The sequence below is a fragment of the Chryseobacterium sp. AG363 genome (assembly GCF_003610675.1).
Lineage (GTDB): Bacteria > Bacteroidota > Bacteroidia > Flavobacteriales > Weeksellaceae > Chryseobacterium > Chryseobacterium cucumeris.
This window is the reverse complement of record NZ_RAQF01000002.1, coordinates 1054001-1077302: the sequence shown is the minus strand read 5'-3', so window position 1 is coordinate 1077302 and position 23302 is coordinate 1054001. Positions and strand designations below refer to the sequence as shown.

Below are 23302 nucleotides of genomic sequence, written 5' to 3'. Positions count from 1 at the left end.
TTAAATTTTTATAGTTTTCCATTTTCCATTTTTAAAAATCATTAGGAATAGCACAGCTAAAACAATCTCCGAAGAAACGATAGCGGTAAATATTCCTCTCAGTTCCCAATGAAGTCTTACCCCTAAGAGATAAGCCATAGGAAGCTGTATCACATAAAACATGACGATATACAGCAGGGTAACCTGCATGATATTTCCGGCTGCATTCAAGGCACGGCTGATGACCATGGTGAATCCTAACAGCAGATAAGCCATTGATACCACGTGGATGTACTGTACCGCATATCCTGCAACTTCAGGTTCTGTAGTGAAAAATTTCACCACATATTCCGCAGCAATCTGCCAGAATAAGGCTACAATGACCAGATAAGTCATGTTGATGGTTCCGGCTCTCCATACTGTTTTTTCAGCACGTTCCGGTTCTCCGGCACCGAGATTCTGTCCTGTAAGCACTCCTGCTGCGTTTCCTATTCCCCAGGCAGGCATTGTTGCCACCGAAGCAATACGCTGGGCAATAATATATCCTGCAAGCGCTGTAGTTCCGAAAGTGGAGATGATCTTCACCATGATCAGCCAGCTGGATGTTGGGATAATATACTGAACCAATCCTCCAAAGGCGAGTTTCAGAATCTTCTGCAGCAATGGAATATCAAGCTGTAAAGGAACTCTGATACTGATGCTGGTTTTTCCTGTGGCAAATACAAAAGCCTGGTATAAAACGCCTAAAAGCCTTGATAAAACTGTAGCATATGCCAATCCCATCAATCCGAAAGCAGGAATAAATCCTAATCCGAAAACAAGGATCACTGCAATAATGATATTCGAAATATGACAGATCCAAAGTGATTTCATGGCAATATCAGCATCACCAGCCCCTCTGAAAAGTCCATTCACAGACAAGCGGAGAATCACAAGCCCGATACTCAGGAAGACCAGTCTCGAGAAAGAAACTCCTTCGGTTACCGTACTGGCATTGATTCCCAGAAAATCAACAATTTCTGATGCAAAAAAGCAGGAAACACCACCAATAAGCACTGCAAAAAACAGGGCCAGCAAGATGATGTATTGGGCTGTTCTGCCCATTCCTTCTTTATCTTTTTCACCCGCTCTTCTGGCGGTAAGGGTTGCTGCTGCAATTCCCAAACCTACTGCAATGGCATAGGCGAAGTTGATGTAGTTATCAGTAATTCCCACAAGCCCAAGAACCTTGTCGCCTAATTTTGCAATAATCAATAGATTGACACTCACAAAAACAGATTCCATGACAAGTTCCATCACCATGGGAATGGCAAGACTAAAGATGGAACGGTTGATACTTCCGGAAGTCAATTCAACTTTCTTTCCGGCTATGGCTCCATACGTAAAAACCGCTCCTTCTTTTAGTATATGCAGGAATTTCCTCATACTGCTGCTACTGAATTTTTATTGGCAATCTGATACAGCGGATTAGGCAGCGCTCCGTCTTTTCTCGGAATGGCAAATGCCTTATTTTCACTGTAACCGTTATTTTTCAGACGCAGACTGTTGATATAGAATCTTTTGAATGCCGGAACATACAGGTCATACTTTTCGTATCGTTCCTGAAGGTGGGTATTCTCAGCTTTATAATTTTCTACACAGTTGTGAACCAGTTCCCAGAACGTCTCTTCATTAAAGTTGGAATACGTATGTAAAGCATTCGACAGATATCTGAAGAAGGCATCAAAAACTCCAAGTAAAATAAATAATGGAATGTTTTCTTTGTTGGAAGACTGGATCAAACCATCTGCAAGGTGTGCAGGAAGTTTTTCTCTGGCTTCTGTAGTAAGTACAATATCATCCACAAAGTCTTTGATGACGATTCTCTTCGGAACTCCGTTCTTCAGAACCACCATAATATTTTCCCCGTGTGGCGTTACACATAATGAATGCGTGTAATAGATATGTAGCAAAGGAGTAAGATAAGCATCAAGGTAGCTTTCAATCCATTCTTTGATACTCACTCCTGCTTTTTCTGCAAATGCCTGGACCAATGGAACTCCACTTTCGTCTACGTACAGTAAAGAAGCCATGGTTACCATTTGTTCATCCTCTTTCAGATAGTTCTCAGCACTTTCTCTCCATAATGCGCCAAGGAATTCATTATACTGGTAGGGTACGCTGGCAATAGATCCGTATTGAGGGTGCAGATAAGTAATAGCAGCCTCTTCTCCCAGGAAAATAGTTTCTTTATTTTCCAGATAGGCGTCATCTTTTATTAAACCTTTTACCCAATCTGTAATGGCTGGAGCAATTTTCATCTGCTTGGGTGATAATCCTCTGATATTCCCTGTGCTCAGAATAGAAACAGCCGTTTTCAGGTATCTTTTTTTAGGATGATCTACATTGAATAAAGTACGGATACTCTGCTGCGGACTGTAGGTGTCACTACCCTCACCCAATTGTATTAAAAGTCCGGAAGCAATATCTCCAGCAAAATGTATCTGAAGCTTATGCTCCCACTGCCATGGATGTACAGGGATAAAGTGATAATCTTCAACAATTTTTCCTTCGCTGATCAGTTGCTGCTGAAAATCATTATACAGCAGGTCTCCTATTTCAGAACGATAAAACTCATCTCTGTTGATATGTTCCAAAGCCTGGAATGATGATCTGCTTTTATGAGATGCCAGCCAGATCACTTTTAGATTCTCATCGGCTTCAGGGGCAAATGTTTTCAGGTCTTTTGGAGAAAAACCTAAGCGGCTTTTGTTCACAATTACCCAAGGATGTCCGGTCATATTATGCTCTACAGTTTGATAATCCGCATCCGCAAGATCTTTTGAAGGCATCACTCCTCTTGATAAGATTAAAGCATCACAATACAAAGTATGCAGTAATTCTTCTGTATATCTTGCAATGGTATAAGCGTCTAAGTCAAAAACTGATTGCATTTCCAGAAAGAAGGCCGCTACATCTACAGAAGACAAATCTTCACCGTTTTCTGTTTTTGTAATGCTGTCTTTATCAATATGCCAGTAATCCATCATTCTTTCCTGTCCGCGAAAGCTGTAGACAATATTTTCAACTCCGGTTTCAAGGGTAAAAACAGTATATCCGTTTTTATTTTCAAAGGTTACCACAGGTTTTAGAAGCTCTTCGTGCATCAATTCTGCGATGGTTTTGGCCATTAGGTTTCTGTTGGCCTGATTCCAGTTTTCCTGGCTTATTGTATTTTTTAAGTGGGTGTTCATTTTTTGATTAAATTTTGGCAGTTGGTAAGTCAGCATATTTTTCGACATCAAAATCCTGGAAAGCAATTTTCTTTTCAATTTTATAATGCTCTCTTCCCAGAATATCATTGATGATGTAGGAATTACGGTACGCAGCCATTCCCAGATCGGTAGAAATATAGCTGTGGGTATGAACTTCGGCGTGAAGCACATAGATTTCGCCTCCGTTGTGGTCTATTGAATAATTCCTGTTGACATCAAACAATCCGCTGGAATCTCTTTTGATTCTATCCTGAATATTCTTCAAGAATGCAGGCTCGTGATAACGGTATCCGGTTCCCAGAATCAGATAATCTGCTTCCTGATCATAAGGTACTTCCTGTTCCAGTTGGGTAAACTCAAGATTGATGAAATCCGGATTGCTGTTGTCTACTCTGTTCAGCTGGCTGTTAGGAATAATTGTAAGATTAGGATCCGCATTATCGATATTCAGATCATAGATGAAATCGTAGATATCATTGATCAGATCGTAATTGATTCCTTTAAACTGAGCCTGCTGCTTGCTTAAAATGGTTTTTCTTGCAGATTCGCTTCTGTTGTAGAAATAGTCTACATAATCAGGTGAAGTAAGCTCCAGTGTCAGCTTAGAATATTCCATAGGGAAAAATCTGTCCGGTCGGGAATACCATCCCAATTGTGTTTCTTCGTTCCTGTTTTGAAGCAGGTCATAAAAAACTTCTGCTGAACTCTGTCCGGATCCGATAATGGCAATTTTCTTTCCTTGAGATAACAATTCCTCTTTTCTATACAGATAAGAACTGGTATGAATAACACGGGAATCATCCTTCGGAATGAAAGAAGGAATATGAGGTTGTGTTCCTGTTCCTAAAATCAGTCTTTCCGTTTTAAAAATAGTCGTTTCTTTGGTTTTGGTATGAATAGTCGTTACATGATATAAACCGTCTTCATACGTAATATCCACTACCTGAGTAGAAAAACGGCATTGCGGAAGCTGTTCAATCACCCATTGGCAGTAACGGTTGTACTCTTTTCTCGGAATGAAAAAATCTTCTCTGATAAAAAACTTATACAGTCTTCCGGTTTCTTTCAGATAGTTTAAAAGGCTTAAAGGATTCGTTGGATCGGCCATTGATACGCAGTCGCATAAAAATGGTGTCTGCAGGGTTACATGGTCGATCATCAGTCCCGGATGCCAGTCGAAACCATCTCTCTGGTCCAGGAAAAGGGTTTTCAGTTCTGAAATCGGATTAGATAATGCGGCAAGTCCCAGATTAAAAGGGCCTATACCTATGCCTATTACATTGTATACGGCTTCGTTAGTCATTTTTTGTGATGTTTGTGGTGATTTGTACCTCTTTATTCTGTGGGAATTTTTCCCAGTACCATTCTCTGTAGCAGAAGTTCAGATTGGCTTTTTTATGAGGCATTTCAATTACTTTGTCTACTTTGAAGCCTACGTGGGCTTTATTCATCATAGACGCAAGCGAGTCTACAGATCCTTCGCCTACCATTTTTCCTACCTGTGGCTGTGCAAAAACATAATCCACCATAGACTGCGTGGATGGAGAGACAAATTTTTTCTTTGGATCGGTAGGTGCAATAAACTGGTGCGTTCCGTAGTCGGTAGGCAATACTTCGTAATAATCGCCTACAATATCTCTGCATGCCCAATAGATCTCGATATTACAGGAAGGCTCATCATTTCCGGCAATAATATAGCTATGGGCTTCATCACCTGGAAGCATCAGTCTGTAATAGGTTTCCAATTCGTCAATGGACCAGTTCATCTGCCAGATTTTAACGGCGTGTTCACGGTTGAACCATTCATGAAGCATTTCAAGGTCGTTTTCAAGATCTATAGGACGCATACTCATCGTCACGTCTTCTTTCTGGAAGTACCTTTTAAAGAAAACCTCTGTTCCCTGCGGATTTATTAATTGATCCGAGAAGAAGTGTTTGTGAAGAAGGTTCGGAACTTTAGCATAAGCAATTGAAGAAGCATTTACACCTCCATCTACATCAGCAACCGCCGACTGAAGATTTGATTTTACAGCCCAATATCTTTGGTTTAAAGCATAGTCCGTTAATGAGGAAGGTTCAATTTCATGAAGGTTTTCAAACTCTCTGTACAGAATATGGATTAATCTTCTTTCTTTAACCAGTCCCGTCTTACCTATTGAAGCAATCAGTGCACTCAGGTTGCTTACCAAAAGATGGTGTGAAATAATATCCAGAAGACGTTCATCTCTGATGAAAAGGTCTTCCACTTCAGGATAATCTTTGATCAAAGATTCATATTTTCCTTTGAAACTTTCTTTGATTAAATAACCTTGTCCATCTCTCACATAAATAGATTGAGGAAGCAATTGATTATCCAATTGTACAAGCAGATTCTGCTGATGTACTTCCAGAGCCATCCCGAATTGATTGTATAATCTGTTTAAAGGAGAAAGCAATAGATTTACATACTTTTCAAACCAGATAATCGCTGCTTTTTCTGCATCTACACCCAGTTGATTGGCTACATTTTTAAAGAAATGCGCCGTAAAATTGAATCCGTCTGTAGATTCATCCTGACATAGCCTTGCCAATAGAATCACTTTATCTTCATTGGAAAAAGGATTTTCCCGGAGCAGAATATTGAGACTGTCCATATTCTTCCCTTCATAATGAACGCTTAACGTGGATGGTTCCAGTAATAATTTAAAATTCGGAAAGTCATTTTCAAATGAAGCTTTTTCGTGCTGCCACCAGATTGCGGAAGCATAACCTCTGTTGAGATCTTTTAAGCTGTTTGTTCTTACAGATCCTGTCATTAAAACATGCAGAGAAAATTTCAACATCCAGCTGAAATCTGGATTATACACCGTTCTTATGGAAGATGTTGCATAAAAATCCTCACCCAATGGCCCGATGTGAATGATTTTCCCGGAACCGAGCATTTCAGGATATTCTTCTGTAGATAAAAGATATTGTGCCTCCCATGGATGGCATGGAACTATATAAAAATCATTGATGTTTTCAAAATCGTAGCTTTCCGGTAAAGAAGTCCATTTTTCAAAGATTTCTTTTGCAGAAATTCCTGGAAGAGATTTTTCTGTAATACAGTCTTTATGGATCAGGAAGTAATCCAGCTGAAATCCTTTTCCGAATTCAGGGCCGTATAACAACTGTTCTTCCTCAGAAAATCCCATTCTTGATTTGGTGAAAGGATGCAGATTATGGCCTGCAGGAAGCATTTGCTCAGATTCAAGGAAAGAATAGGTCAACAACTGATCATCCTGCAGGCAGGCTTCTGTTGTCAGTTCCAGATTTCTTAAGCTGCTTTGAATTCTTTCCACAAAGTTTCTAAAACTCGTTTCGTTGGTAGTTTCAGAAAGTTCTTTGTAAACCAGTTCAGTAAGCTTTTGATCATTCACTTCAAAAACTTCTTGGTTTTGATGATCTACCGCCCACAAAACAGGTCCGTATTCATGAAAAAGAGTTTCGGAACGATAGGAAACCGGAGCAAATAAAAACAGTCCGCTTTTTTTCATTTCAAATCTCATAAACAATGAATAATCACTGTTCTGAAGAGCCTTTGCTGTAAGAAGATCATATTTCGGAACGCCCTGATAGAATTTTCCGTTTCCCAGTTCTCTCAGCATTCCGTTCAACAGAATTCTGAAAGTAATTTCCCGGGCTTTTTCTCCCGTTTTATTTTTCTGAATTAAAGTCTTTTCCATGTGCTTTGATTGTGGTGAGAATTTGATGAATGTCCTCCGTAGTCGTAATCGGGTTCAGGAAGGTAAACTTCAGATAGAAGTTCCCATCCACTTTTGTACTGGCTACAAGGATTTCTCCGCTATAGAACAATTTCATCTTGATGTATTGATTCAAGGCATTCAGATCACTGATTTCCGGATTTACATACCTGAAAACAAGAACACTCAAGTCGGAATCTGAAAGGAGTTCAAAATCAGTATCTTCAGAGATCATCGCTGCAGCATCTTTGGTAAGATCAATCACCGTATCTGTGTATTCTGCCAATTGTTCTTTCCCCATCATTCTTAGGGTAAACCAAAGTTTTAGCGCATCAAATCTTCGGGTACTTTGCGTAATGGATTTATTGATCTGTGCAGGAATTTCCTCTTCGTCCATTTCCTTAGGATTCAGATAATCTGCGTGGTGTTTAAGAATCAACAGTTCTTTTTTGTTTTTCACAATAAAAGCACTGCTGCTGATCGGCTGGAAGAATGATTTGTGGTAATCAATCGTTACAGAGTCGGCTCTTTCAATGCCATTGATAAGATCACGGTATTTTTCGCTTAATAATAAAGCACAACCGTAAGCGGCATCTACATGCATCCAGATGTTATAATGTTCTGCAATATTGGCGATATCATCCAGTGGATCAATGTTTCCAAAGTCTGTCGTTCCGGCTGTCGCTACGATTCCGATAGGAATATTTCCTAATTGCTCTTCCCTCTTAATGTATTTCTTTAAAAGAGAAATATCCATACGGAAACGGTCATCGGTCGGAACTTTAACAATACTTTTCTCACCCAATCCCATAATGGATGCATTTTTCAGATTGCTGAAGTGAGATTTATCGGAAACAAATATCCTGAAACGGCTTGCCTCCGCTGGCAGACCATCCATTTTAATATTGTGGTTATATTTTTTCTGAGAAAAACAGTCACGCATCATCACCAATCCCATTAGGTTGCTCTGTGAGCCTCCTGCTGTGAAAACGCCATCGCTTTCGTTCGGATTATATCCGATCTGACCGGCAGTCCAGTCGATCAGTTTTCTTTCCATAAAGGTTCCTCCCGCACTCTGATCATAAGTATCCTGAGAAGAATTGATAGCACTTACAAGGATTTCTCCTGCCAATGCCGGAATGACTACAGGGCAGTTAAGATGCGCTACATATTGTGGTAAGTGAAAAGCGGTGGCATGTTTCACATAGATTTCATCTACTTCAGCCAGCAGCTCATTATAGTTGGATAGTTTTTGGTTAAGATCAATCTGTTGTACCATTCCTTTCATTGTTCTGGCTTCTATACCACTGAAAGGTTTGTTGTTTCTGTGAAGAAATTCCTGAACCAGGTCCAAAGTACTGTTGACAGCATTACGATAATGATCATAATTGTCAGGATGAAAAATATTCCCAAAATTCCCCGAAATGTGGGGTGAAGTTGTGCTTGTGAGCGCTTCAAGGGATATTAAATTGTTGTTCATAAAAGTTTTGTAATGTGATTTTTTTAATCTGTGAGTTGTTGTGGTTTTTTCGATATATGGTTATATATATCTAATAGTCAGGTTTTTAAATTTTGCATTTTTTATTATATTTTATTTGGTGATTACATAATTATTACTAAATTTGACTTAGCTATTGTTATTTAGAATAATTAAAAACAAAGATAAAAATTATTACTTAACACCAAATTTTTTTTAATGAATTCTACAGAAATTTTAGATAAAGACTGTTTAACAGCTGTAAAACTGCTTCCTACGGTCATAGAAGTCACCTCTCAGGAAAGAAGAATGATAAAAGATGCTGCTCTGCATCTTCAGAAAAAGTATGACACTTATGAAAACCGTGATTTTATAAAGCATGTACATCAACTGGCCTCTTATTTTCTTCCGGAAAGGATTCTAAATATAGCAGCTGATTTTGCGAGTGACTTTTCTGAAAATCAGTATGGCGCGCTGGTTTTTACAGGATTGATGGATATAGATCAGGAGGAAATAGGTTCTACTCCACCCAACTGGCAATCGGCAGATTATTCAAAGTTTAATTTATATGGTTTTGCGTGTGCGCTTATTCATGGGGCACTTCCCTCAAAGCCTGTACAATATTATTCACAGCGTAAAGGCGGCGGATTGATCCATGCCATCATTCCTGATGAAAAAATGAAGGAAACGCAAACCGGATCAGGATCTTCTACAGATTTATATGTCCATACGGAAGACGCTTTTCTGAAACATCAGGCTGATTTTTTAAGCTTTATGTATGTGAGAAACGAAGAGCAGGTTCCTTCAACGCTATATTCCATCCGTTCTCATGAGTCTATCGGGGAAAAGTACAGAGCACTTTTTGATCCTATTTATAAAATTCCAAAAGACGCCAACCTGGAAACGGCAAACAGTGAAGAAGAAACCCTGGATTCTGTATTGTATGGCAATTATAACCTTCCTTTCATGAGATTCGATGCTGCTGAACAGCTTTTCAATTCCAGCATCAGACAGTCTGATGAAGCACAGCATACACTGCATGAATTCTGGGAAGAAGCCCGACATTTGATTTATTCAGGATTTACTCCTCAGGCTGGTGATGTTATTCTTGTTAATAATCACTTATGTGCTCATGGAAGATCGGCCTTCCGTGCGGGAATAAGAAATATTGATGGTGTAGAACAGCCATGTGAAAGAAGGATTATGCTTCGTATGATGAGCAAAGTAAGTCTTATTGATATGAGAGCACACACCCTTACGGAAGATCCGTTCTTTGTGATTGAGGAACATCTGGGGAAAAATTTTCAACATTTTTAATAGAATGCCTGGTTAGTTGGTATTTTTGAACATTCAATCAGTCGAAAACCTTTTTGGGCATTGCCCGAAAAGGTTTTTTTTCTGGTTAGCCCTTTTAAAAGGTTAATAAAGTAAGTTTTGGCTAAAGCCAATGGATTTATTATCTATTTATTTAAACGGGCTAAAGCCCGTTCCTATTGAATATTGATTAGTTTTTATATCAATAGAAGCGGATTTTAGTCGAAACTTAAAAAAGGGTTTATTGTTTAAAAAATCTGTCAAACAAAGACAACTGTTCCGATAATGATCTGCTCCAGTATTCCGGAACGTGCCCGCCTAAAGATTCTGTGTAGAGATGCTGGATCTTCATTTCAGTCAGCTTTTTATGAAAATTGCTGTTCATATTAATCATTTGAGTGTCTTCTGTACCACAGTCGAAAATATATTGCTGATCTGCTGCGGCCATCAGTTTTATTTTGTTGTCCGTAAGGAAATTCGGATTGATAGACTCCAATGGTCCCAGCACTTTATTCACCATATATTTCTGATATCCTTCCCCGAACGAATTGAAGTCCAGTGCTCCACATGAACTTCCAACGATTCCAAATGTCTTGTTATACGTAACCCCGATGTTGGTAGCTCCATAGCCTCCCATACTCCATCCTAAAATCCCGCGGAATTTCTTCTCAGCTTTCACAGGATAGTTTTTATCAATAAATTCTACCAGTTCTTTTCCAATAAAAGTCTGATATTGCGAATCCTTAACAACCGGGCTGTCTACATACCAGGAACTGTAGTTTCCATCCGGCAGTACATAAATGGTTTTAAATTGCTGAGCTTTTTTAACCAGATCAGGAATATCCTGCTTGATAATCCTGTCCGGATTTCCGCTGAAGCCGTGAAGAATATAAACGGACGGATATTTCGTATTACGCTGAAGATTGGGGGTAATAATTACTGTTTTGATTTTCTTATTCATTTTCGGACTGAAAACTTCCTGATGAATAATTTTTTGTGCGGATAACTGTACAAAGGCAGTCATTACAAATACAATGTTGATAAGCTTCTTCATGCTGAAATAAATTTTAATTAATGATAATCGCTGGTCTCTTACGTTTTAAACATATTACGTACCAATACATCTTTGACAGAACAAAATTGTACTATAAAAAAGATAAAAGCCTCAACCTATGTTGAAGCTTTTGTTAATTCTTTTAATAAAAGTATATCTGTCAATGATTAATATTTCCAAAGCATTAATCCTGCCTGATAACCTGTTCCCAAGGTCCATATAAGAATATAATCTCCTTTTTTCAATGATTTTACTTCTTTTTGATATTGGTCTAAAGCTAAAAATGGACTGGATGCTCCGGTATACCCAAGCTCTTTAGAGTAAAAAGGAATTTTTTCCTCCGGCAGCTGAAAGTAATCACGGATCATATTGATATTCCTGATAGAAAACTGTGAAAATAAAAACAAATCAATCTGCTCAAGGCTTATCTGATTGCGCTTTAAGAACAGAGGAATATTTTCCAGTGCAAAATTAACACTTCCCATGCCGTCAAAAATACGATCCCAGGTTGTCAGATCGCCATGATCATGACGTGAATTTCCTTTAGGTGGGTAGAGTACGGTATTACAAAAACTGCTGTCTGTATGATATAATACATCTAATAACCCTGAGGTGTTGTCTCCATCATTTTCTACGATGAAAGCAAAAGCAGAATCTGAAAGACAAAAAGCGGTAATCGGATTGTCAGGATCTAATATCCTTGAAAATTTTTCGGCACAAACTACCAAGGCTTTTGTTCCGGACCGGGTTCCTTTTAAATATTTTGATACCTGATCCAGCGCTATAAACGCTCCAATACAGTTGGCGTTCATATCATAACATAGGGTATTCGGTTTTCCGTTAAGCGCATGATGGATCTGGATGGCGTCACAGGGAATATGATGTTCGGGAGAACTGCTTACAAAAATAATAATATCTATATCGAGGATTGAAATATTACTTTCTTTAAGAACTCCTCTTGCAGCTTCAATTCCCATAGAAAGTGTAGTTTCAAAAGAATTCTCGGGAACAATAAAACGTTCTGCCCTGCCTAAAGCATTCTGGATTTTTTGCATTGAAATCTCCTGCCTTTCAAAGTGTTCAATAACGGCTGTATTATTTTCTACAAAATCAGGATGATAGAAATACGTGTGGTGTAACTTCATGTCTGGTTAATATTTTAATTATATCTCTTATTTGTGATATAATGTAAATTTAACATAATATTGAGATATATCCCAGAAACATGAAATAAATCATTAATAACTGATTATTATAAAATACGGGTAAAATTTAATGGTATTTATCTCCCTGAACTTCTTTTTTGATCCGGCTGAGCTGTGTAGGTGTAATTCCCAGATAAGAAGCAATGTGATGCTGTTTTAATCTGTTATAAAGAGTGGTGTTTTCAAGCAACTGCAAATACCGTTTTTTAGCTGTTTCGTATTTGAGGGAAACTTCCAGAGGTTCTTTTTTAACTACCCAGTTTTTTTCCAGATAATACAGATGAAAAAGAGCAAGGTCATGGTGTTTTTCAAGCAATCCCCGATAGGCTTTTGCGGGATATTGTATTACTGAGCAGTCTTCCAGTGCAACGATATTAAAATCGCTGGGTTCATTTTTTATAATAGCAGCTGTAGAAGCGACAAAGCTGTTTTCTTCAAAAAAGATTTTGTAAATGTTATTCCCCTGTTCATCTACTGTGTAATATCCTATAAGTCCTGACTTTAAAAAGTAATAATATCTGGCCATAGAACCGGATTCCAGCAGAAGATTGTTTTTGCGGTAGTACTCTTCTGTACAGATATCCAATAAATCTTTAATGGTTTCCTCAGATAAAGGATAATAGTGATTAATATGTTTTACAAATTCTGAATGCTTCATTTTGGTATTTGGAAAGTATAAAGGATTGTATTACACAATCATCTGTGAAACCCTGTGTAATCAGTGGTTACATACAATCTTTCTGTTTTGCAGAAAATTAATCCAATACTTTTTTCATCATCAGATCGGTCTGTTCTTCTTCCCCAAGCCTGAAAATATGCTTATCAAACTCAACGAATCCATTTTTTCTGTAAAATTGTAAAGCTCTCAGGTTTTTTTCCCAAACACCAAGCCATAAGTATGATTTACCAAGCTGCTCAGCTGTTTCCAAAGCCTGGTTATAAAGAAGCTGGCCCACTTTTTTACCGTGATGGCTTTTCTTTACATAGATTCTTTCAATTTCAAGGGCGGTATCATCCTGAAGTTCGGTCTGTGCCTCTCCGGAATTGACTTTCAGATAGCCTACAGGATTGTCTTCTTCCCAGGCAATATAGAAAAATGAATCAGGATTATTCAACTCTGATTTTATTTTTTCTGTATTAAAACTTTCTTCCAGATACTTTTTCATGGCCTCTTCCGTATTATCTTCTGCAAAAGTTTCAGAAAACGTCTGTATTCCTAAACTTTGTACAATTTCTACGTCTTCAGCCGAGGCTTTATTAATGATAATTGAACTCATAATGATAAGAATAAATGTTATGAAAAAAGGATTTTCTTAAATGCTTCGGAAGCCAGATGTACCTGTACACTCCAGTCGTCAGCAGCATCACTTCCTGCATCGTCAGAAATATATTTCAGACATAAAAACGGAATGTTTTCCTGTTGGGCAATCAATGCCAGTGGATAGGCTTCCATGTCTACAATATTGTAATCTGTCTCAGAGTGGTTCATTTCAAAACTGTCTCCGCTTCCACAGATTCCCTCTTTCAAAGTATCCATTTTAAGACCGTATTCCAATACAGGTGGTACTCCGGATAATGGTGTTTCATACAATTGAAACCCTAATCCTCTTACGTCCATGTCTCTCTGGATGAACTTTGTACAGCATACCACTTCTCCTTTGTGAAATCCTTTACTTCCTGCAGAACCTAAATTCACGATCAGTTTAGGTTTTCTTGTATGAATTTCTTTGGTTAATTCAATCGCTGCATTTACTTTTCCGATGCCGGTAATTAATTTGTTTTTATCGTCAAAAACGGTTCCTGCTTCGGAATCTAATGCAAAAACAAAAAGGGTATCATCTATTGAATAATGACTTTCGTTGTTAATTTTTATCATTGAGAAATCAGATTTATACAGCTATTGACACTGTATTACAAAGATACAACAGGTTTTCCTTTTTTTGCATTAAGAACGATAAATATTAAATAACATACAATAAACAGAAACAAAGGAATCTTGAATGCAAAATAATTAAACTTTTCTATGGGAGTTTGCACTATCCTGCCCATAATGAGTGAAAGCATCATCATAAAACTTAAAATTGTTATGAGTACTTTATTTTTCCATCTTGTAACATTAAGTATAGCACCTAAAAGCCCTAATATAGCAAAAATTTGCTCTATATTCCAGAAATCAAAAGCAGTAAATAGAAGCCAAAAAATAAATGGTAATCCTATCATTTGTCCCATTAAGATAATGAACAGGTAAGAAATAATTGAGGTATATCTAAAAATGTTAATGTTCATTTTCTTAAATCTTAGCGGATTTCATTGAAGTCTTTCAAATATATAAATATTCAATTATATACCTAATTAAAAACCCCAAAATAAAACTATTTTGGGGTTCTCATATCTTAGATGCTGCATCCGTCTGCATCACAGGAAGCTCCGTTTTCACCGGAAAGATCCTTAAACGGGCTCACGGTTTCTTTATACGTCTGCTGAAGGGCATTTTCAAATACCTCTGCAGGCTGCGCGCCGGAAACGGCATATTTACCATTCAAAACGAAGAAAGGAACTCCGGAAATTCCATTGTTTCTCGCCTCCTGAATATCCTGGTTGACTTCATAATCCAGTTGATCTGTTGTAACGGCCTGTCTTGCTTCTTCTTTATCAATTCCTAAACTTTCAGCAAGATCAACCAGAACTTCTATATCTCCCACGTTTTTACCATCAATAAAATGGGCGATAAATAATGCTTCTTCCATTTCATTAGATTTGTTATGCTTTTTAGCCAAATGAAGCAGTTTGTGGGCACTGAAGGTATTGGTGATCAAAGTTTTCCCAAAATTAAAATCAATTCCGGCTCCTTTTCCCATTTGAGTAACCTGCCCCAGCATCTGAGCAGCCTGAGGTTCAGCAACTCCTTTTTTCTCCCTGAAATATTGTATTGTATCCTGAGTTTTATTGGGGTCTAGAGTTGGATCCAGTTGAAAACTCTTCCACTCTACTTCTACTTCATCTTTAAAAGGAAGCTTATTCAAAGCCTGTTCAAAATTATTTTTTCCGATATAACAAAACGGACACATCACGTCCGACCAGATTTCTATTTTCATTGTCTTTAATTTTAAATCAAGAAACTGTTTAAACTTATCAAAAAATATTCAATCTCTATTAAAACCGTTAAGAAACATTTAAAAGATAAAGCGTAGTTAGATGAGTCATTCAGATTTTTAATCGTAAAGCGAAGCCCATCTTAATACTCTTAAACTCTTATTAAATCTTAATGGTTCAAAAATAAAAGCTTAATCAATTTCAAATTAATAGTACAAAGATACTGTATTTTATTTAATGTAACAAAAATTATTACAGTTTAATTCTGACAGGCGGAAAGTACCTGTCTGCGCTTCCCTACGATTCCTTTTAGAATCATCATTGCAAAGGCAAGAAGTCCAAAAACAAGGCCTATCCAGGGAATATACTCTACTCCTTTAGTAACGATTACCCATCCACCGATGGTAGTTCCCACCGTCACCCCCAGATTTCCGAATGAGGTAGCAAGGCTGTTGGCAAACTCCAGTGACTCCGGTGCTGAAGAAATCATATAAGTGGATGCATTCAAAAAGCTCGGTGAATAAAGGAATCCCCAGATTCCAATAACAGCAATCGTTGCCCATAGGTTTCCGTCAGAAAAATAGAGAAAAACAGGTACCACAATCGTTCCGGAAAGAAAAATAGCGGTGGTATCTGCCACATTTTTATTAAGCATTTTTCCGGCAACTCCATTGGCAAATACTCCGATAATTCCAAACAACAGAAGCATATAGCTTATCATTGAAGTATCCATTCCCTTGGCTTTGTTCAGATAATCTGCAAAATAACTGTAAGTAGAAAACCACGCAGTAATCATGAAAAAATTAGTCAGTGTACTCAGTACAAATGGAGGTTGCTTCAATATTCTGATCTGATTTCCATAAGATTTTTTCTCTTTCACAGGCATTGGAGGAAGCATAAAATAAATTACCATCAGAGCAATCAGACTCACCACAGTCTGTATCATAAATGAATATTGAAAGGCCCAAAGCCCGGCAATCCAGGTGGCAAACGGTACTGTTGTTACCATGGCAATGGCTACTCCATTAAAAACAATTCCCATTAATCCATTCTTTTTCCGGTCATCTGCCTGAGATACCGCCACAGATAATGCAGTCGCGATATATACCGGCTGAAGGAATGCAGGTAAAATTCTCACCAACATCAGCAGCCAGAAAGGAGGTGAAAAAGAAGATACAAATCCTGTAATCAGAAACATGAAAATCGCAGTAAGCATTATTTTCTTACGGTCAAAACCTGATGTCAGTAAAGTCATAAAAGGTCCTGTAAGCGCAATAATTAAAGCAAAAGCACTCAAGAGATACCCAGCCTTGTCTATGCTGATCTTATAATGTTCTGCAATCTGTGGAAGAATTCCGATCACCCCAAATTCTGTTGTAATAACCGCTATAAATCCCAGACATCCAATGTATGCATATTTCTTCATGATACTTATTCGCCGGATTTTAAGTTTTGATGGGCAAACTCAGCCATTTCATTCACTGCTGACTGTACTTCTTCCAGTAGTTCTCCCATATGCATAAATCCATGGACCATATCTTTGTAGAGGCTTGTTTTAAGCTTAATTCCCGCATTTTCCATATTGGCAGAAAGCTGTTTTCCATCATCCAGTAAAGGATCATGTTCTGCCAGAATAATTAAGGTAGGTGGTGTCTCTTTAAAATCTCTGATTAAAACAGGAATTGCCAGAGGATTATCTTTCTCATCTTCCGGAAGATATCCTGCCCATGCTTCTATCCCACCCTGTTTATTGAGAACCGGACCGTTTTCATAGGTTTCCCAGGTCTTAGAATTCAACTGATTATCAACTGCAGGATAAATCAATACCTGAAATTTCAGATGTTTTCCCAGCTGAGTAGAAACTGCCGTTGATAAAGCCGCTCCGGCACTGTCCCCTATGATTCCTAATTTATCAGTATCGATTCCTAAAGATTCTGCATTTTCAAATACCCATTTTACACCATCGATACAATCATTTAGACCAGCCGGAAAAGGATGTTCGGGAGCAAGACGGTAATCTATAAAAATAACTACAGCTCCTGTTTTATTAGCCAACTTGCGGACTACAGCATCATGGGTCTCATACCCACCGGCAATAAACCATCCTCCATGAATATAAATAATAGCTGGTGATTGTTGAACATCTCTTCCTTTAGGACGGTAAATACGGATAGGAATCTGATGATTTTCCTGTGGAATATGCAGCTCTTCAATCATGGTTACTGATTCTTTCTTCCCGCTAAGCTGAAGAGACATGGTTTCAAGAAATTTTCTTGCTCCGTCTAAAGAATCCTGAGGATTGAAGGGTTGTATACTTTCTAAATGATTTAAAATCTGTGTTATCTTAGGCGTTAATTGCATTTTTATTTTGATTTAAGTTGTTGCTACTGCGGAAAACATGAGCGCTATTGTCCTTCCTCTTGCAGTTATTTTCTGTTTTGATGAGCAAAATTAAATCTCAAACCATACATTTGCATTGTATACAGCTAAATGTATGGTACTAACAAATTTGTAAGTAATGGGCAAAATAAAAGAAAACTCAACGAATAATATCAACAAAAAGTATATCCAGGGATGTGATCTGAGCTATGCAGTATGCAAAATCGGAGGACGTTGGAAACTGATTATTTTAAATAAGTTAAAAGACGGAAAATTACGTTTCAGTGAACTTAGAAACTCTATTTCAGGAATAACGGAAAGAATGCTAACCCTTCAGCTGAGAGAACTTGAAAAAGAAAGTCTGGTAAAAAGAACTGTCCATGCTGAAGTTCCGCCAAGAGTAGATTATGAACTTACAGCTATTGCCAGAGAGTTGATTCCGATCTGGAAACAGCTTGATGAATGGGGAGGAAAACATAGGGAAATGATGCAGACCCAGGAAACAATTGAAGAGTAAAGATTAGAATCTGCAGATTTGAAAATAAAAGAAGCGTGATTTTATCTTGATAAAATCACGCTTCTTCAGCAAGTCAAAATATAAAAAATCACATCTCTGTGTTTGCTTTATTTACTCTTTTTGAAAACAATATATGAGCGATCAGAGCCAATACACCAAATACAGTTCCTACAAAGCATACACCTGTCCATTGAGCCTTTTGCCAGGCGATAGAAGCCAGCCAGGTTCCCAGTGATCCTCCGATAAAATAAGATACCATGTACACCGTATTCAGTCGGTTCACTGCATTGGATTTAATCAGGAAATAATTGGTCTGGTTCATAATATGGCTCGACTGTACTCCCAGATCAACAAGAATCACCCCTACAATTAATCCCCAATAGGTTTCTCCTGCAAAATAGGTAAAGCCCCAGCTTCCTATCACAATCAATAAAGAGTACAATATAATTCGGTTAATATCCAGATACTTTTGAAGTTTCCCCACCTTAGCTGCAGCTAAAGCTCCTACAGCTCCTGCTAATCCAAAGCTTCCCACTACAGACGATCCGGCATTAAAAGGAGGTTTCTCCATGTGAAAAACCAATGTGGTAAACAAAGCACACATCGACCCGAATGCCATAGCTCCACGGAATGATGCCAGTTGAAGAATCGGTTGTGTTTTGGCAAGTTGGACAACAGAACGCATCAGTTCTTTATAACTTCCTTTAAAATTAGGAGACAGCTCCGGAAGCATTTTATAAACAGCTAACCAAACAAGAATCATCAGTCCGGCTGCAATTCCAAACATGGCTCTCCACCCCCAGACTTCTCCTACGATTCCACCTACAAAACGTGACAGAAGGATTCCGAGCAATAACCCGGACATAACCAACCCGATATTGGAGGATTTTTCTTTATCAGATGAAAGCTCAGCTGCAATAGGGACAAATAATTGCGGAATTACTGATGTAGCTCCAATCAGTAAACTGGCTGCATACAGCATCCACAACTGAGTAGCAAAAGTCATCCATAAAAGTGAACCAAAAACCAGACACAAATCAATTAAAATTAATTTCTTGCGGAAAAACTTATCTCCCAAAGGAACAATCAGCAGCAATCCTAATGCATAGCCAATCTGTGTAAGGACAGAAATTTTACTCGCAGCACTTTCAGAAACCTGAAGTTCTTCAGAGATGAGTGCCAATAAAGGCTGATTATAATAATTGTTGGCGACTACAAGCCCGGAAATAACGGCCATAAGCCAGATGACAGTCCGGGAAATACCCTGGGAAGAACTCTCCTGCATTGCGTATAAAGTTTTTATTTGAATTGAAAGTCATCTGACAGCAGATCGTCAGATTTTTAAGAGATCAAAGATAATCATAAAAAAAAGAAATTTTACGGTCTCATCTTTTACATCTTTATGAATAATCCGTAATGTTGCGATAAGTAGAATAATCTCAGCATTCTGTATCTATGATTGTTTTTATTGATCATATATATCGATGAAAAACCTTTTGAATATTAGAAATATTAAAGAAATTTGCAACATGAGAATAATTCCACTTAAAGAAGGCAATTTTTCAACGAGTAAAACCAAAGATTTTACGCTTTTAACAGAAGAAAATTTTGATACCATCGGAGGAATCAAAATGTCTGTGCAGCCTTTTCTTATTATTACTGAAAATGATTATATCCTTTTGGATGCAGGAATTGGCTGGAAAAATGAGTCCGGAACAACGGTGGCTTCAGAAATTCTTAAAAAAGAAAATATTCGTCCTGAACAGATCACAAAGTTATTGCTTTCCCATCTCCATAAAGATCATATTGAAGGAGCTGTAAAGCTTACGGAAAATGGTTTTGAAGCTGCTTTTCCAAATGCTCAGATGTATATCCAGAAACGCGAACTGGATTTTGCAATGGAAAAGAAAGGAAATTCTTCTTTTGATTTTGATATCCTGGAAAAATTGATTCAACTTCCGAACATTATCTGGATGAATGAAAACCAGGGACAGATCACAGACGAAATTACATATGAAGTAGTCGGCGGACATACTCCTTTTATGCAGGTTTTCTGGATCAGGGAAAATGATGAAACGGCTTTCTACGGAGCCGATGATCTTCCTCAGGCTTCTTATTTAAAATACCATTTGGCCTATAAAAGCGATTTCGATGGCAGAAAAGCAATGGAGCTAAGGCTTAAATGGGAAAAAGAAGCAAGAGAAAATAACTGGAAAATTCTTTTATATCATGATCTGGATAAAGCCATAGTAGAAGTATAAATGCAGAAAAAATGGTTTAAATTTCATTAAACCATTTATAAATATCAAATTCAGAAGGAATATTCAATTTTTTTCTGATTCTGTTTTTCCTGTTCTGTATTGCTTTTGGAGTCACAAAAATACAGGTTGCAATTTCTTTGGTGGTCATATTGAGCTTAAGGTAAATACAAAAGATCAGTTCAGAATTTTTAAGGGAAGGCTGTATATCAGATAACTTTTTAAAAAAATCGGGATAAACCAATCTGAATTTATTCAAGAGACGAGGAGAATTTGCTTTAGCCAATGCCATTATTTCGTCTTGTACAAGAATCTTTTGGGTTAAATCCTCTAAGTTAGTTTCAGGTTTTCTATTTTTCATAATACTTTTTCATCTCTTATTTCAGATACCACATCTCTTGTATATCTGTACAAAGTCTTTTTTCACTGTTCAATTTGTGTTTTACAGAATCAATACCGGGAATAAAATAATTTTTATATATTCAAAATTCTATAAGTTTTAATTAATATTATGCAATATTTTATGGTTTATAGCTTGCAATTATTGAAATATTTTGTTAAAAAAATAACACCTATGAATTTCTTTCCATTTTTACACAGGCAAAGAAAGAAAAAAATGATTAAAATTTTATTAAATACGTGTACCACATACATACCACGTTATATTTTGAGTCAAAATATCATAACTGCTTTTATCAGCCTGTTTCCCATTATTTGCGTCTTATTTTAACAGGAAGTAAATGTAGTGGGTTATTGCATTAACTTTTTATGATCTCGATCAATGTTTTCAGCGTATTTACCACAGAAGTGAATAATGATGTATCCATAAAAAGCCGGATTTATTGTAAATCCGGCTTTCTTATAAATTATGTATTATTTTTAGTCTTGATCCAACCCTTTCTGAAACTCTTCCAGATATCTAGAAAGATGAATTCCATCTGCCAATCCGTGATGAGCTTCAATAGAAACCGGAAGGTATTTTCTTCCTTCACGAATATTGAACCGTCCAAAGGCGATTTTAGGAACCGATTCTGTGGTATTAAAATCAGTAGGATGTAATATCGCACTGAACGAGTTCCACGGGATGGTGGTGTGTCTGATGTGGTCCTTCCCCAGCCTTTCATTACTTAACCTAAGGCCTGTACTTGCATGAACACCTTTTATCTCCTCCTGCAAAGCGGCATTGAATGTTTCGAAATCTTCTGAAAAAGGAGTGAATGAAAAACCGAAAGTACCATCCGGTCTGCCAATCGTACTGCCAGCGTGAACGGTATCAAACTGTATCACCTGATCATCAATGATTCTTAGCTTTAGCTCATCCACAGTATTAATTGCCACCATAGATTTGTGGAAATAATAGGCAAAAAATGAATACCCTTTTTCTTTTGCCCTATTATATGCTTTTGTACAGTCTACCTCGGTTGTAAATCCAAAATAAGGGCTTGCCATACCAGAAAAAAAATCAAAATGTTCTTTTCTGTTCCAGTTCTCTATATCTACGATCTTCATTGATTCTTATTTGCTGCAAATTTCTGAAAGTTTATCCGGTTTTAAAAGTTTATGCTGAAAAATATAATTAAAACTTAATTTTGTAAAATACCCATTTGGTCGATATTTTGCTGCAAAACAATCATATTTTATACTTTCATTGATTTACTTTTCAACTAACTCCTTTTCATCCAGGAGATTGAAAACATACAACCTTAATTAATAACAAAATAAAAGATAGGATAATGGAAAAAATCGGATTTATCGGACTAGGAAATATGGGCCACCCTATGGCAAAGAATATTGAAAAAGCAGGTTTTCCACTTTCGGTTTACAACAGATCATTGGAAAAAACCAAAGGTTTTCAGGAAAAATCTACCGTTTATACCGAAATTAAAGACCTTGTACAAAACAGTGATATTATATTCACCATGCTGACCAACGACAGTGCTGTAAAAGCAGTATATAAAGAGATTCTTCCTTTAGATATTCAGGAAAAACTCTTTGTGGATATGAGTACTATTTCTTCGGAAACGTCCACAGAAACCGCTGCCGCTCTCAAAATAAAAGAAGCATCTTTTATTGATGCTCCTGTAGCAGGAAGTACTTTACCGGCAAAAGAAGGAACACTGATCATTATGGCAGGAGGTGAGGAAAACGATATCCAGCGCGCTATGCCTTATCTTTTGAAAATGGGAAAATCTGTAAAACATTTGGGTGAAAACGGAAAAGGAATCGCAGGGAAACTATCGATCAATTATTTTTTGTCCACTATCTATCAGGGACTGGCGGAAACTGTTTTACTCTCAGAAAAATTAGGAATTGAACGATCAGATATGCTGGAAATTATTAACGAAAGTGCCAGCGGAAGCGGTGCAACCAAAGTAAAAACACCATTGTTGATTGAAGATCAGTACGCTCCGGCATTTGCCCTTGATCTGATGCTGAAAGACATTCTTCTCGCTAAAAATGCAGGAGCAGATTATCCTCTTTCCGAAGCTTTGATTCAAACCTATCAAAATGCGCATGACAAAGGTTTTGGTGAAGATGATGTGATTGGAATCATCAATTATTTGAAAACAATAAGATAAATACAGAGATTATGAATTACAAAGGAAACCGTTGGTCTGCCAGAAAAACAGATCAGATTTACCTCTTGAGTCTTGATAATCATTCCTATATTATAGAAACTTTAACGGATTTTATTCAGGATCAAAATATCCAGGCAGGAGAAGTAACCGGAATTGGAGCTGTAAGTGAAGCTACCCTTCGCTTCTTTAATCCCGCAACCAAAAAATATGTAGACAAGACTTTCAAAGAACAGATGGAAGTCACCAATATTTCCGGAAATGTGTCTGAAATAGAAGGGAAACAGACGCTTCACCTTCATATAACGCTGGGAAGAGAAGATTATACCGCTTTGGCTGGGCATCTTCTGGAGGCAAAAATTCAGGGAGCGGCAGAATTTATTTTCTATCCATTGAATACAAGGGCTGTCAAAATCAAAAATGAAGAAATAGGCATCAACCTCTATGATTTCGAAAAATAGGGTTTCAATTGCT

General features: G+C 37.4%; 22 protein-coding genes. 5 read left to right on the top strand and 17 right to left on the bottom strand.

Annotated features, from left to right (window positions below; translation table 11 throughout):
* From DEU39_RS04810 to DEU39_RS04790, 5 genes are read right to left on the bottom strand one after another with little or no spacing between them, the layout of a single operon-like run.
* Positions 1-1404, bottom strand: a complete 1404-nt coding sequence (locus DEU39_RS04810) for an MATE family efflux transporter (protein WP_120231123.1) — start codon at positions 1402-1404, stop codon at positions 1-3.
* Complete coding sequence (locus DEU39_RS04805; protein ID WP_120232194.1) at positions 1401-3212, bottom strand: IucA/IucC family protein; 1812 nt, start codon at positions 3210-3212, stop codon at positions 1401-1403. Before DEU39_RS04805 ends, DEU39_RS04810 begins: the two co-directional genes overlap by 4 nt.
* 7 nt (positions 3213-3219) lie before the next feature.
* Entirely contained in the window at positions 3220-4536 is a 1317-nt protein-coding gene (locus DEU39_RS04800; RefSeq protein WP_120231122.1) for a lysine N(6)-hydroxylase/L-ornithine N(5)-oxygenase family protein, read from the bottom strand.
* The gene (locus tag DEU39_RS04795) at positions 4529-6937 is read right to left on the bottom strand and encodes a GNAT family N-acetyltransferase (protein ID WP_120231121.1); all 2409 of its coding nucleotides are present in this window, start codon (positions 6935-6937) and stop codon (positions 4529-4531) included. The genes DEU39_RS04800 and DEU39_RS04795 overlap by 8 nt, the downstream gene beginning before the upstream one ends.
* Positions 6909-8435 carry a pyridoxal phosphate-dependent decarboxylase family protein gene (locus DEU39_RS04790; protein WP_120231120.1) on the bottom strand — a complete coding sequence of 509 codons (1527 nt, stop codon included), beginning with the start codon at positions 8433-8435 and terminating at the stop codon, positions 6909-6911. Before DEU39_RS04790 ends, DEU39_RS04795 begins: the two co-directional genes overlap by 29 nt.
* Positions 8436-8651: 216 nt before the next feature.
* Here DEU39_RS04790 and DEU39_RS04785 point away from each other — a divergent pair, with 216 nt between their 5' ends.
* Positions 8652-9749, top strand: coding sequence for a TauD/TfdA family dioxygenase (locus DEU39_RS04785; RefSeq protein ID WP_120231119.1), 1098 nt, complete (start codon positions 8652-8654; stop codon positions 9747-9749).
* Positions 9750-9987: 238 nt separating this feature from the next.
* Here the strand turns inward: DEU39_RS04785 and DEU39_RS04780 are convergent, their stop codons facing one another.
* The 9 genes from DEU39_RS04780 to DEU39_RS04740 all read right to left on the bottom strand — a co-directional run bounded on the left by DEU39_RS04780 (position 9988) and on the right by DEU39_RS04740 (position 17459).
* Positions 9988-10800: an alpha/beta hydrolase gene (locus DEU39_RS04780; RefSeq protein ID WP_120231118.1), complete on the bottom strand. Its 813-nt coding sequence runs from the start codon at positions 10798-10800 to the stop codon at positions 9988-9990.
* A gap of 167 nt (positions 10801-10967) precedes the next feature.
* Positions 10968-11945: a 3-oxoacyl-ACP synthase III family protein gene (locus tag DEU39_RS04775; protein ID WP_062669574.1), complete on the bottom strand. Its 978-nt coding sequence runs from the start codon at positions 11943-11945 to the stop codon at positions 10968-10970.
* A 127-nt stretch (positions 11946-12072) separates the two neighbouring features.
* A complete protein-coding gene (locus DEU39_RS04770) occupies positions 12073-12663 on the bottom strand; it encodes a Crp/Fnr family transcriptional regulator (RefSeq protein WP_120231117.1) in 591 nt (196 codons plus the stop codon).
* Positions 12664-12760: 97 nt separating this feature from the next.
* Positions 12761-13282: a GNAT family N-acetyltransferase gene (locus DEU39_RS04765; protein ID WP_062669578.1), complete on the bottom strand. Its 522-nt coding sequence runs from the start codon at positions 13280-13282 to the stop codon at positions 12761-12763.
* A gap of 17 nt (positions 13283-13299) precedes the next feature.
* On the bottom strand, positions 13300-13881 hold the full coding sequence (locus DEU39_RS04760; protein ID WP_120231116.1) for a nucleosidase: 582 nt from the start codon (positions 13879-13881) through the stop codon (positions 13300-13302).
* Positions 13882-13916: 35 nt separating this feature from the next.
* A complete protein-coding gene (locus tag DEU39_RS04755) occupies positions 13917-14291 on the bottom strand; it encodes a hypothetical protein (RefSeq protein ID WP_228436640.1) in 375 nt (124 codons plus the stop codon).
* A gap of 107 nt (positions 14292-14398) precedes the next feature.
* Positions 14399-15100 (bottom strand): DsbA family oxidoreductase, encoded by a 702-nt coding sequence (locus DEU39_RS04750; protein WP_120231115.1) that lies wholly within the window; start codon positions 15098-15100, stop codon positions 14399-14401.
* 257 nt (positions 15101-15357) lie between these two features.
* Positions 15358-16524, bottom strand: a complete 1167-nt coding sequence (locus tag DEU39_RS04745; protein WP_120231114.1) for an MFS transporter — start codon at positions 16522-16524, stop codon at positions 15358-15360.
* A 5-nt stretch (positions 16525-16529) separates the two neighbouring features.
* A complete protein-coding gene (locus DEU39_RS04740; RefSeq protein ID WP_120231113.1) occupies positions 16530-17459 on the bottom strand; it encodes an alpha/beta hydrolase in 930 nt (309 codons plus the stop codon).
* A 157-nt stretch (positions 17460-17616) separates the two neighbouring features.
* Here DEU39_RS04740 and DEU39_RS04735 point away from each other — a divergent pair, with 157 nt between their 5' ends.
* Positions 17617-17994 carry a winged helix-turn-helix transcriptional regulator gene (locus tag DEU39_RS04735; RefSeq protein WP_120231112.1) on the top strand — a complete coding sequence of 126 codons (378 nt, stop codon included), beginning with the start codon at positions 17617-17619 and terminating at the stop codon, positions 17992-17994.
* Between the two features lie 88 nt (positions 17995-18082).
* Here the strand turns inward: DEU39_RS04735 and DEU39_RS04730 are convergent, their stop codons facing one another.
* The gene (locus tag DEU39_RS04730; RefSeq protein ID WP_120231111.1) at positions 18083-19279 is read right to left on the bottom strand and encodes an MFS transporter; all 1197 of its coding nucleotides are present in this window, start codon (positions 19277-19279) and stop codon (positions 18083-18085) included.
* A gap of 244 nt (positions 19280-19523) precedes the next feature.
* Between DEU39_RS04730 and DEU39_RS04725 the strand changes: the two genes are divergently transcribed.
* Positions 19524-20255, top strand: a complete 732-nt coding sequence (locus tag DEU39_RS04725) for an MBL fold metallo-hydrolase (protein ID WP_120232192.1) — start codon at positions 19524-19526, stop codon at positions 20253-20255.
* Positions 20256-20271: 16 nt separating this feature from the next.
* Here DEU39_RS04725 and DEU39_RS04720 read toward each other — a convergent pair whose 3' ends face one another.
* Positions 20272-20613, bottom strand: coding sequence for a helix-turn-helix transcriptional regulator (locus DEU39_RS04720; protein WP_062669594.1), 342 nt, complete (start codon positions 20611-20613; stop codon positions 20272-20274).
* A 518-nt stretch (positions 20614-21131) separates the two neighbouring features.
* Positions 21132-21761 (bottom strand): chloramphenicol acetyltransferase, encoded by a 630-nt coding sequence (locus tag DEU39_RS04715; protein ID WP_120231110.1) that lies wholly within the window; start codon positions 21759-21761, stop codon positions 21132-21134.
* A gap of 197 nt (positions 21762-21958) precedes the next feature.
* Here DEU39_RS04715 and DEU39_RS04710 point away from each other — a divergent pair, with 197 nt between their 5' ends.
* A complete protein-coding gene (locus tag DEU39_RS04710; protein ID WP_228432527.1) occupies positions 21959-22831 on the top strand; it encodes an NAD(P)-dependent oxidoreductase in 873 nt (290 codons plus the stop codon).
* 11 nt (positions 22832-22842) lie between these two features.
* Complete coding sequence (locus tag DEU39_RS04705) at positions 22843-23289, top strand: PPC domain-containing DNA-binding protein (protein WP_120231108.1); 447 nt, start codon at positions 22843-22845, stop codon at positions 23287-23289.
* The last annotated feature ends 13 nt before the right edge of the window (positions 23290-23302 follow it).